The organism is Taibaiella koreensis (assembly GCF_003545715.1).
Classification (GTDB): Bacteria; Bacteroidota; Bacteroidia; order Chitinophagales; family Chitinophagaceae; genus Taibaiella; species Taibaiella koreensis.
Genome location: NZ_QVNU01000004.1, coordinates 1 through 12,537, shown reverse-complemented (window position 1 = coordinate 12,537; position 12,537 = coordinate 1). Strand labels below are relative to the sequence as shown.

Sequence of the window (12,537 nt, the reverse complement as noted above, 5' to 3'; positions counted from 1 at the left end):
TTGGTTTGGTTGTTGTTCATACAAATGGTATCGGGAAAGCACCATTTTAAAAATTAAAGGCGAAGTCCAGGTCATTGTTGTCTTCCAGAACTTCTGCAGCAATCTTAAAGGACAATTGCTGGATGCTTTTTTCGGGGTTGCCCAGTATGTCCTGCAATAAGGCCAGGAATCGTTCTTTCATGAGCAATAAAGTCTCTTCTTCGAAAAGGGCGGTATTGTATTCCAGCTTTACAGGCCAGCGATCCTTACCCTCGCTGATCTCCATGATCAGGTCAAACTGGGCCGTGCCGGTATGTATGGGATAGGGCGATACCGCGATGTCTTCCAGCTGCATCTTAGGCATCTTCAGGTTTTGTAATACGAAGATTACATCAAACAAGGGATTGCGGGAGGGGTCCTTTTTGCCGTTTAGCTTATCGACAAGCAACGCGAAGGGGTAATCCTGGTTGTCGTAAGCATTGAGGGTATGTTCTTTCACTTCCTGCAAAAACTGTATAAACGTTTTTTCCCTGGCGGGACGGGTCCTGAGTAAAAGGGTGTTGACGAACATACCGATCACTTTGTCGAGATCGTTGTGAGCGCGGCCGGCGATGGGCGATCCGATAACGATATCCTCCTGCCCAGTATATTTATGCAGCAATACTTTGAAGACGGCGAGCAGGACCATAAAAGGCGTGGTACCAGTGGTGGCTGCCATCGCTTGTATTTGCTGCACCTGGTCGCCCGAGAGGTCAAATAATAATTTGTCTCCCTCAAAAGATTGTATGGCAGGCCTTGGCTGATCGGTACGCAATTGCAGCACCGGCGGCTGATCTGGAAATTGCTGCAGCCAGAAATTTTCCTGTTGCTGCATCAGGCCGCTGTCAAATAGCCCCTGCTGCCAAAGCACGAAGTCTTTGTATTGTATGGCCAGGGGCTCCAATGTTTCACCATGGTATAGCTTCACCAGCTCCGATATGAGTACCGCCAGCGATACACCGTCGGAGATGATATGGTGCATGTCGAAAAACAAAAGATGCTTATCGGTTTCCTGCTCCGCCAAACCCACACGCAACAAGGGCGGCTGCCTCAGATCGAAGGGCCGGAGGAAAGTACGCAGGAGGCTTGCCGGATCTCTATCGGCAACGAGCTCCTGGATCGAGAAGTCGATTGCGGGGTGGATTACTTGTACCGGTTGTGCATTCCTTTCATGAAAGCTCGTTCGCAGGCTTTCGTGTCGCTCACATAAGGCGCTGAAGGCCCTTTCCAGTCTGGGGATATCTAGTTTACCCTCCAGTAACAGTACCGTCGGCAGATTATAGGCCACCGACCGTTCATTGGACTGATGGATCAGCCAGAGGCGTAGTTGCGCTTCTGAAAGGGGATAGTCATCTTGTATCGGGGCCGGTACTATAGCTTGATAAACGGCCTGCTGATCACCGCTGGCGAGCAAGCCTTCGACACCTTTTGCCAGGGACCTGACGGTAGCCAAAGTGAAAATGTCTTTAAAGACAAGCTTTATCCCGAATCCTTTTTCAATGGTAGCGATCACTTTCGTGGCCATCAAAGAATGTCCGCCCAGCCTGAAGAAATCATCGTCGAGCGTGAGCGCTTCCAGCTTCAATACATTTATCCATATGCCGGCAATTTTCTGCTCCATCGCCGACCAGCTATCCTGTACGATTGCCTTAAGGTGCTCCGATCCTGGCTCCTGCGCTGTTTGGGCTATGGGATCGGGTAATGCGGCTTTGTCTTCGTTGCTATTGGCGACCGAGAAATCTTCCTGCCGCAAAGGTTCTTTCAGCCAGCAACGTACCTTTTCAAAAGGGTAGGCGGGAAGGCTTACTTTCCGGTGATCCGCAGCATGGTAATATTTTTCCCAATCGATAGAATATTGGGCCAGATACAAAGCCTCTATGATTTCCAGGGGGGATTGCTTTATCGAAACGACACCATAGAGCGCTTCCTGGTCCGGGTAATTCAAGGTCCTCAATCCTTTGGACAAGCAAGCTTCCGGTCCTAATTCTATAAACAACGCCCGGCCTTCCTCTGTTTCCCTGGCGATCAGTCTCCTTAGCTTCTGATCCAGGTCCGGATCGATGGTTTCTTCAGCAGCACATTGTGCCATGGCTTCTTCCAGGGACATTTCTTTCAGCGCTACTGCTACGACCAGGTCGCCGCTGCCTATCCCTAAAAGATGTTCTGTAGTCAACCCTTTTTCTTCCCAATAATGATACAAGGCATATTGCAGCACGAAGCGATTTATTGCTGCACCGGATTTATCGTAATACGCAGCGCAGGCTTCTGTATACTTGCTTAACTCCGGCAGTTCTTTGGTCATAGTCCGGAGGAAATCATCACTCACCAGCGCATCGCCGGAAAAAAGGAAAATGATTTTTTTAACCGCTTCCTGGTGGGCACCCATCCTGGAACCTTTTATTTTCTGCAATAGCTCTTCTTTAGTGGCTGCTATTAAAGAAACCCGGTGCTGGTAATGCTTTCGGCCGGCATTCAGGGTATAGCTGATGTTGGCCATCGCAGGGTTTTCCAAGGCCGAAAGATAGGTTGCAAAGCGATCGAGGTAAGCGTCCAGGCTGGCTTCTGTCCTGGCCGAAAAATTAAAAAGGAAGCTACCTTGAACAGGGGCCGTCTCTGCAACTTGTGGCGTCTCTTCCAACAATACATGACAATTGGTGCCGCTCAAACCGAAAGAGCTTACACCCGCTCTTCTGGGATAGGGCGCTTCCCAGGCTTTATACGCTGCGTTGACATAGGTGGCAGACTGTTTAAAAGCAATAAAAGGATTGGGCTGATCGAAATGGACGCTGGGGTAAAGTTCCTTGTGTTGCAGAGAGAGCACTGCTTTGATCAACCCCGATATACCGGCCGCACTACCGGTATGACCGATATTGCTTTTGATAGAAGAGACGGCACAAAAGTGTTTCTTGTCGGTCAGGTCTTTAAAAGCCAGGTCCATACCGGCAATTTCGATCGGGTCTCCAAGCTTGGTGCCACTGCCATGTGCCTCGATATAGGAGACTGTAGTCGGATCTATTCCCCCTTTGGACCAGGTCTTCCGAATGACTTCGGCTTGCGCCTGACTGCTGGGCGCTGTAAGGCTGCCGGATAATTGTGCATCCTGGTTGGCGGCTGTTCCTTTAATCACTGCGTAAACGATGTCCTTATCGGCTATGGCTTTGTCCAGCGGCTTCAGAAGCACACAGCCTACCGCTTCACCCGCACCGGAACCTTCTGCTTTGGCAGAAAAGCTACGCGTCCTGCCATCCTTCGACATGATACCCAAGTCGGCGCCCGTATTCTTTTCCGCGGGGAAGAGGATAAAACGAACGCCCGCTGCAAGCGCATAATCGGCATCGCCTATGAGCAGTTCGTTACAGGCCATATGGATGGCCAGCAGCGAAGAGGAACAGGCCGTATCCACCATAGCGGCATTGCCCCGTAAATTAAAGAAACGGGCAATGCGTCCGGCGGTTGTGGCATCGGTTGTACCCGTTAAGAGCGTAGGGTCGAAGCGATCGGCCAGCCGCCCGTATTTCTGTTCCGTATCGCCAATAAAGACAGCCGTTTCGCTGCCATTAAAAAAATCGACATTATAGCCGGCGCTTTCGATGGTTTCATACACTACCTCCATCAGTATGCGCTGGTGCGGGTCCATATATTCAGCTTCCGCTTTGGAAATATTGAAAAATCTATGGTCGAACTTATCGATATCTTCCATATAGCCGATCTCCATAAATTCTTTATCCAGGGCTAAGGTCGTCGCAGACTTCCGCTCAAAGGAGAACGGCCGTACGCAGTCCTTACCTGCTACCAGGTTATGACGAAACGCCTTCAGATCGTCGGCTTCGGGGAACCTGCCCGCTATGCCTATAATTGCAATGTCTTTCATCTTGAAATCATTTTTGTTGCTACCCGATTATTCGGGTAAGGAAAGATTAATGTACTCGGCGTAAGGTACTTCCTCCGCCAAGGAATGGCTGAGCAGCACGCCGCCGTTAGTCAGCTGACCGGCTTCTGTAAACCCGGCAAATTTGTAGGTCACGTACATCAGCCGGTTCCGGTCTGTGGGCAGGAATTCGGCTTGTAGCGTGCAACCTTTCTGCCTGGCGAGGTTCATGATATAATTCAGCAATACGCCACCTACGCCACGGGACATGACCCGGCAGGACATGAGCAATAGCTTTAAGGTCCAGGTCTGCGGATTGCATTCCACCATGGCAACGCCGATCTTGCCATAAGAACCATATTTGTCGATAAGCTCTGCTACGAAAAGATGATGATCCGGCGACTGTATCAGGGCTTCCAGTTCTTCGTAGGTATAAGAATAGCCGGTAGCATTCAGCTGGTTGGTCCGTAAGGTGAGCTCTTCTACTCTTTGCAGATCGTTGACAGTAGCGGCTTGTATGGAGAAGGTTAACGCAAGCGATTCCAGAAATTTCCTGTTGTTGCCGATTTCCTGTTCTTCCTGGTGCCGCACTTCGTCATCGAGGTACATTTTTCTTCTCAGCGAAGATTCTTCCGTGATAAAGCGGGGCTTGAACCACTCCAGCACCTGTCCGATGCTGCCCACATCCAGGCAATTAACCTGTTCGTGTACGAAGGCGACTTCATCTCTTTCAAAAGGCTGGTCGTCAATGAAGGCGATCGCATCCATGCCGATGTTCAGCTTTTCCTTTATTTTTTGAATGGAGTTGGATTTCAGGTCCCAATGGATCTGCGGGTAAAGAAAATATTCCCTGATTCCGAATCGCTCCAGCATCCGGATCGCATCATCATAATTATTCTTGCTGGCTATCGAATTGATGATGCCCCAACTGTCGAGTGTTTTTAAAATATCAACGATACCTTCGCGTAAGACCAACTGGTCGTTCTCCAGCAAGACGCCCTGCCAGATGGTATCGTCCAGGTCCCATACTACGCATTTGATGACCTTCTTTTGTTTTTTTTCTTTAAGATCGCTTTCTATCTGGCTGAATGTATGTTCCATTGTGTTTGATTTTTTTCTGACTATCTCGATATAGGAAACAGTGGGTCTGCTTGTTTGCACCACGGTTGCTGAGCTTGTCGAAGCAACACTTCGACGCTGTCCTTTCGACAGGCTCAAGGACCGGCGAGCGTTATTTCCTATATTATGGTAATCGCTTCATTTTTTTATACTTCAATAAGCATGGTGCTCCAGGCCGCAACCGGACTATTGTTCATCATCAGTATTTTTTCACCTTTCTGAAAAATGCCTGATTCCATGCCGGTTTGGTAATTCAGAAAAACATCTCCCGCGCCCAGGTGCCCGTATTGTGCCAGGTTCATGGCGCAGATCGGGGATATCTGGATATCGAAGGCAGATTGATAATATTCATAAGCGCGGGAAGAGATGTTCTGCAACAAAAAATGGCTGATATCCTGCTTGGAAAGAGCATTGCGGTTCAATATGGCATCGTTGATCTCCTTAAACCTGTTCTTACTTTCGATCGCCAGCTCAAAACCATATTTACGAATGTCGCTGCAGATTTCTTTATATTGATCGGCGCTTTTGTCCCGGTACTCCAGTTTGAACAGGTCCCAATAATGGCCATTGGTCTGGATCTGTATATCGGTAAGTTGATGATCCGCCGTTTTGCTGATGAGGGCGGCAACGCCACCATCGCCCATAATGGTAACGGGGTTCCGGAACCTGTAGTTGGAAAAAACCTTATTCCCATAACAGATCAGCACATGATTGGCTTTGCGGTTGGCCGTCAGGAAATCTTTGGCCAGCTTAAGGGCCATAGAGCTATCGGCGCAGCCCAGGTTGGAAATGGCAAAGCTAAGTGCCTGATGCGCTTTCAAATCGTGCTGTAAACGGGTAGCCTCTGAGCTGATGAAATGCTCCGGCATCCGGCTTTGTAAGTAAATAATGAGGTCTATACTGTTCGCTTCTGTTCCTGTTTCCTGCAAAAGCTTTTCGCTCGCTCCTTTTGCCAGGTCGTAGCTGGTGATCTCGCCGGAATCGTAAATGGTATTGACGCCACAGGTCGTAAAATAGGCCAGCTCACTTTCGTTCAGCGTTTCTTTTTCCGCAAGGTCGAGCACGGCTACCGGGGCTCCGGGTGTGTATGTCTTTATAGATTGAATGCCTATCATGATCGGTTATAAAATTGAGCTTAAACTGGCGACACTATGGTCGGCGATCAGTATTTGTTGTATTTCGGTGGAACCTTCGATGATCTCCATCACTTTCGCATCGCGGAAATAGCGTTGTATCGAAAGGCTGTCGTGGCAGCCCATCGCACCATGCAACTGTACGGCGTCGGAGGCGATGGTGTTAGCGATCCGTGAGGCGTAATACTTTGCCAGGGTGGTCTGTATAATGCTATCCGGATCTTTTTTATCCCGCAGGTAGCCGGCATTCAGACAAAGCAGGCTGGCTGCTTTTACCTCAGTCACCATATTCGTGATCTTTTGTTTGGTGAGCTGATGGTCTTTGAGCAGGCTGCCAAACAGGTTACGGTTCCTGGTATATTGAATGCTGTCTTCCAGGCAGGCACGGGCAATGCCCAGGGAGCCGCAGGCAACACTATACCTGCCATTGTCCAAAGCGGTATTGACGATCTGCTGCAATCCCCAGCCTTCTCTTCCCAGTACATTCTCTGCCGGAATCAAACAATCCGTTAGATGGATCTCGGCCAGCAGGGAAGCCCTGGTGCCCAGGATGCCGTCCAGTGGCTGTATCCGGAGCCCCGGGGTATTCCGTTCCACCAGGAATGCTGTTATGCCGTTTGCGCCACGGGCTACGATGACATACAAGTCGGCTATCTGTGCGAAAGTGATCCACTTCTTCACACCATTTAACAGAAAGCCATCGGCCTGTTTCTGGTAAGCCGTTTGGATATTGCTGGTGTCGCTGCCGGCTCCTGGTTCCGATAGACCAAAGGCGGCCAGTTTGGTCCCTTGAGCCAGTAACGGCAACCATTTATCCTTCTGTTCTTTTGTTCCCCAGCGCAGGATTGTTTCTGCCGTAAGCGAAGAGTGGACCGTGATCAGGCTCCGGGTAGAAGAGCAGGCTCTTCCTATGGCTTCGTTCAATATCCCGTAAGACACCTGGTCCATACCTCGTCCTCCATACTCCGCCGGGATCGTGACGCCCAGGTAACCTTGCGCGGCTAGTTGTCCGATGAGCTCCCTGGGTATAGCGCCCTGCTTGTCGTAATCGTTGGCATAAGGCTGTAAAGCCGTCTGGGCAAAGTGCCGGCATTCTTCGCGGAACGCTTTTTGATCGGCTGTTAATTCCAGGTTCATGGTCTATCGGTCCTTCTTTTTAAGGATGAAGGCGCCCAGGTTATTCACGGTGCTGAAATTTTCTAAGTTCAGATCCTCATTTTCTATGGAAATCTTAAAGGTGGTTTCCAGGAATACGACCAATTCTAAAGCAAATAAGGAGTTTACTAATCCTAGTTTGAAAATGTCCTCTTCGTCGGTGAAGGAAATATCCTGTCCAATGCGTTTTTGCAGAAATTCTTTAATAATAACTTTAGTGTCTGGTTGGGTGGTGACTTCCATTTTATTTTGATTTGTGTTTTGAGTTTAGTTTTAGACGGATCGATTTGTTTTAACTGGCTATCCCGATATAGGAAACATTGAGCTTATCCATCTCCTTTATGGTTGCTGAGCTTGTCGAAGCACCATTTACTATTGTCCTTTCGACAAAGCTCAAGGGCCGGTGGGTATTTATTTCCTGTATCGGGATAATCATATCGTTTTAATTGTACTTGTAGAATCCTTCCCCGTTTTTTCTGCCGTGCAGACCGGCGTCTACCATTTTTTTAAGCAGGGGCGCGGGCCTGAATTTGGTGTCGTTATAGCTGTCAAAGAGTACATCCAGTGTATAGAGAATAGTATCCAATCCGATGAGGTCTGCAGTCTCCAAAGGCCCCATTTTATGGCCAAAACATTCTTTGAATATCTTGTCGATATCCGGGACGGTAGCTACGCCATCCTGTAGCGCAAAAATGGCTTCGTTAACCGTAAGCATCAGCACGCGGTTGGAGATAAAGCCCGGGTAATCGTTGACCACGACGCCCGACATCTGTACGCTACGCAATAGTTCCAGGGTAGTATCGATCGTTTGCGGTGTGGTATGATAGCCACGGATTACCTCTACAGTAGGCTTCAGATGAACGGGGTTCATAAAGTGAATGCCCATCACCTGCTGCGGATGCTTTAAAAAGGACGCCAACCTGGTAATGGAGACTGCTGAAGTATTGACTGCCAGCAAAGCCTTATCTGGAACAATATCTTTGAGCTCTTGATAAAGCGTTTCTTTGAGCGGTATGTGCTCCGTTACATTTTCAATAATAAAATCGGCGCCGCTTACTGCGTTAAGATTGGTGGTGCAACTTATTTTATCCAGTGCATTTACCTTGCTTGTGGATTTGTGCAGGAGCTTATCCAATCGTTCTATATTGCGAATATTCTTTTGGGCATTTTCCAGGATTTCCTCCGAAATATCGACCAGGGTAATATCATAGTCATATTTGGCAAACTGATAGGCGACACCCTGGCCCATAACGCCGGCGCCTATTACAGCAACATTTTTAATGGTCATATTAATGGTTTGGTTTAAGCCTGTTAAAATTCTACTCTCTTTGCTTTCCTGTTTTGCGCTGCTGCAGGTTTGGCGCCGCTCGAAATAGTGGTCGCCTGTTCCCGTATGGTAGGTTTGTCAAACAGGTCGCTGACCTTGAGCGCATCGTCAAAGGATTGCTGGATCAGTCCTAGCATATGAATGATCTTCAGGCTATTTCCGCCCAATTCAAAGAAGTTGTCGGTAACGCTGATGCCGGCCGAGTCCAGTACGGTTTCCCATATATGCAGGAGCGATGCTTCGGTAGCGTTTGCAGGCAGTACCAGGGCCTGCCGGAGTTGCTTTTTCTCTGTATCGGGCTCTGGAAGCGCTTTCCGGTCTATTTTTTCGTTCTTCGTTAAGGGGAATTGACCCAGTACGATAAAAAAGGAAGGGATCATATATACCGGTAGTTCCGAAGCCAGGTGCGTGCGCAATACGGCATGGTTCACTTCTTTATTGCCGACCAGGTAGGCGCAGAGATACTTATTTCCTTTATGATCCGTTTTGTCGATCACCAGTGCCTGCTTTATTTCAGGGTGCACCATCAGCTTGTTCTCTATCTCACCCAACTCGATCCTGTAGCCCCTGATCTTTACCTGCTGATCCTTCCGGCCAATAAAGTCTATGTTCCCGTCAGCCTGCCATTTGGTGAGGTCGCCCGTTTTATAGAGTTTGCCTTCGGGTTCAAAGGGATTATCGACAAATTTTTCTGCAGTCAACCCTGGATTATTCAGGTATCCTCTGGCCAGCCCGCTTCCTGCAATACACAATTCGCCGGGCACGCCCAGGGGTTGCAATTGCATCTGCTCATTTACGATGTAGATACGGGTGTTGTGCATGGGTTTACCGATCAATACATTTTGTCCCTTGGCATTGCCCGGCTGATAGGCGTACCAGGAGCAGGCTATGGTCGTTTCGGTAGGACCATAACCATTGAGGATCCGCATGTCTTTATTGAGCGTGTTGAAGTTCTCCAGGATCGTATCTTTGATCGACTCCGCACCTACATCCAGCTTGTTCAGCGTAATGGGCGCACGATCCTTGAGCACCTGATAAAGCGGCTGCAACAAAGAAAGCGGCAGGTATCCGAATGTGATCTTCTTATGGACCAGCACATTGGCCAGCGCTTGCACATCGTAAGCGTGCTCCCTGGTTACGATCACCAATTTGGCGCCGTTGACCAGCGGCATAAATATTTCCAGTACACTTACGTCAAAAGAGATCGTCGAGATACTCAGGCATACATCTGCCACACCAAATCCTGTAGGATAATTGCAAGCGTTGGACAAAAGGAAATTGTACAGCGACCGGTGCTCGATCTGTACCCCTTTGGGCTGACCGGTAGAGCCGGAAGTATATATTACATAAGCCAGGTTACCCGCAGTACTGTTGGCCGGCGCCGAAGTATCTGTTTCCCCTTCCGGCCAGATGATCTCATCCAGGAATATCTTATTGGGCGCAACCGCCAGGTTATGCTCCAGCTTTCTTTGGGTCAGCACCAACAGGGCATTGCTGTCCTGAAGCATATAATGGATACGGCCTTGCGGATATTCGGCATCTATGGGCAGGTAAGCGCCGCCGGCTTTAAGCGTGGCCAGTACACCGATAATCATATTTATGGAACGATCGATATGCAATCCGATTATTTTGTCGGCCCCGCAACCCTGCTGTATCAATAGTGCTGCCAGGTAGCTTACTTTCTCATTCAGTACTTTGTAAGTAATCGCCTCCTTCTCTGTTTCTACAGCTATATGATCCGGGTAGCGGGCTGCTTTTTCCGCAAACAGGTCGTATACATTGCAGGCCGATTCCATTGCCGGGCAGGCGCCTGGGATCTCCGGATGATTGAAATGAAGAATCTGTTCTTTTTCCTTTTCTGTGATCAGCGCGATATTCTTTAGCTGTATCAGCGGATCGGCGGCTATTTGTTCCAAGATATGATTGAAGTGTCCCGCAAGCCTTTTGATTGTCTCCCTGGAAAATAGTTTAGTGGCATACTCGATACAGGCATGCCAGTCGCCACCATCTTCCGAAGTGACTTCCAGCGACAGGTCCATTTTTGAAATGTCATTCCGGAAGGGGACCGCCCTCAGCAGAAGGTCGGCAAACGGAATTTCTTCCTGATGACCGGCCCGGAAGGAAAGCATCACATCGAATAAAGGATTACGGCTCATGTCCCGTTTCACCTCCAGGTCGTCCAGCAAGGTTTCGAAAGGATAATCCTGGTTTTCTATGGCCTTAAGGGAGCCATCCCTGACTTCCGTTACGAAGTCCAGGAATTGTTTTTCCGGTCCAGGGAAATTGCGCAGGGGCAGGGTATTGACGAACATGCCGATCAATTCCTGTACATCTGCATGAGAACGCCCGGCCACTGCCGTACCGATAACGATGTCTTCCTGTCCGCTATACTTGGCCAGCAGGATATTGTAAGCAGCCAGGATCACCATGAAGGGGGTTGCCCCGGATCGCTTGCTGATATCCCTGATGGTATGCGTAAGCCGCTGCGGGATCGCAAATTTAAAGAGATCGCCTTCGTAGGATTTGGTGGCCGGCCGTACAAAATCGACCGGCATATTCAGCAACTGTGTTTCTTCGGCAAATTGATCTTTCCAGAACGCTTTCTGCATCGATGCCTCAGCCGATCGAAGCCATTGTTGTTGCCATACGGCATAGTCTTTGGACTGGATCTTTAATTCCGGCAATACTTCGCCTTGGTAAAGTGCAGCCAGTTCACGGAACATATTGTCGATAGAGACACCATCGGAAATGATGTGATGCATATCGATCATCAGGAAATATTGCCCGGAGCGGGTGCGGATCAGGCCTGCCCTTAACAGGGGTCCTTGTGAAAGATCGAATGGGCGAACGGACTGCCGGATAAAATCCAGGATATTGTCTTCCTCACAGTTGTGGATCTCAATATCCAGGTCAGGTTTATCCTGTATCCTTTGTACGATCTCCCCGTTCCCGGCGGCAAAAGAGGTGCGCAAGATCTCGTGCCGGTCAACTATGCTGCGAATGGCCCGGACCAGGCGTTTCAGATCGAGATCGCCTTCGATGGCATAGACAATGGGAACATTGTAGGAAATGCCGGGGCCATCGATCTGATCGAGTATGAACAGTCTTTTTTCCGCGGATGAGGCTGGATACGCCTCTTTTAACGGCGCTCGTTCAATGGTATGATAAGCGGTAGGGCTGCTTACCCGTATACTTTCCGCCAGGCCGGATAGATCGGGCCGGGTGAAGATCTGCTTGAGCGATATCCCCACGTGAAAGCGTTTATGGATAAGGGTCACCAGTCGCGCTGCTTTAAGGGAATGTCCTCCGAGCTCGAAGAAGTTATCGTTACGTCCGACCCTGGGTACATTCAGTACCTGCTTCCAAAGCTCCGCTAAGAGCTTTTCTGTGGCGGTCTGCGGTTCCTCAAACAACGCTTCGGACAACTCCGAAGCCCCGGGCTGTGGTAATTTCCTGCGGTCGATCTTGCCATTGGCCGTAAGCGGGAAGCTTTCCATCAATACGAAGAAAGCCGGTACCATATACCCGGGCAGTAAAGCCGCCAGGTGCTGACGCAGCAGCGCGGCCGTAAGGCTATCATCCGCCACCACATAAGCGCACAAGTATTTATCGCCGGAGACATCCTCACGATCCACGACCAGCACATCCTTGACCGCCATATGCAGCAACAGCTTACTCTCTATTTCCCCCAGCTCTATCCTGAAGCCCCTGATCTTTACCTGGTGGTCGATCCGGCCCAGGTATTCAAAATCCCCATCCGGCAGCATCCGGGCCAGGTCGCCGCTTCTGTATAGTTTTTCCCCCTTATGGTAAGGATGATCGATAAACCGCTGTGCCGTGAGCTCCGGACGATTCAGGTAACCCCTGGCCAGCCCGGCACCACCCACACACAACTCACCCGCTACACCCTGCGGTGC

General features: G+C 49.5%; 7 protein-coding genes. All 7 read right to left on the bottom strand.

The window, feature by feature from the left end:
* Positions 1-46: 46 nt before the first annotated feature.
* A complete protein-coding gene (locus DZK30_RS13670) occupies positions 47-3,889 on the bottom strand; it encodes a condensation domain-containing protein (RefSeq protein ID WP_118974720.1) in 3,843 nt (1,280 codons plus the stop codon).
* A gap of 27 nt (positions 3,890-3,916) precedes the next feature.
* On the bottom strand, positions 3,917-5,047 hold the full coding sequence (locus DZK30_RS13665) for an HAD-IIIC family phosphatase (RefSeq protein WP_262706908.1): 1,131 nt from the start codon (positions 5,045-5,047) through the stop codon (positions 3,917-3,919).
* 104 nt (positions 5,048-5,151) lie between these two features.
* Positions 5,152-6,120 carry a 3-oxoacyl-[acyl-carrier-protein] synthase III C-terminal domain-containing protein gene (locus tag DZK30_RS13660; RefSeq protein WP_118974718.1) on the bottom strand — a complete coding sequence of 323 codons (969 nt, stop codon included), beginning with the start codon at positions 6,118-6,120 and terminating at the stop codon, positions 5,152-5,154.
* 6 nt (positions 6,121-6,126) lie between these two features.
* Positions 6,127-7,275, bottom strand: a complete 1,149-nt coding sequence (locus tag DZK30_RS13655; RefSeq protein WP_118974717.1) for an acyl-CoA dehydrogenase family protein — start codon at positions 7,273-7,275, stop codon at positions 6,127-6,129.
* 3 nt (positions 7,276-7,278) lie between these two features.
* Positions 7,279-7,536 (bottom strand): acyl carrier protein, encoded by a 258-nt coding sequence (locus DZK30_RS13650; protein ID WP_118974716.1) that lies wholly within the window; start codon positions 7,534-7,536, stop codon positions 7,279-7,281.
* 199 nt (positions 7,537-7,735) lie between these two features.
* Complete coding sequence (locus DZK30_RS13645) at positions 7,736-8,581, bottom strand: 3-hydroxyacyl-CoA dehydrogenase family protein (protein WP_118974715.1); 846 nt, start codon at positions 8,579-8,581, stop codon at positions 7,736-7,738.
* Positions 8,582-8,604: 23 nt separating this feature from the next.
* Positions 8,605-12,537 (bottom strand): non-ribosomal peptide synthetase (locus DZK30_RS13640; RefSeq protein WP_118974714.1); only part of this gene is annotated, 3,933 nt, incomplete at its 5' end.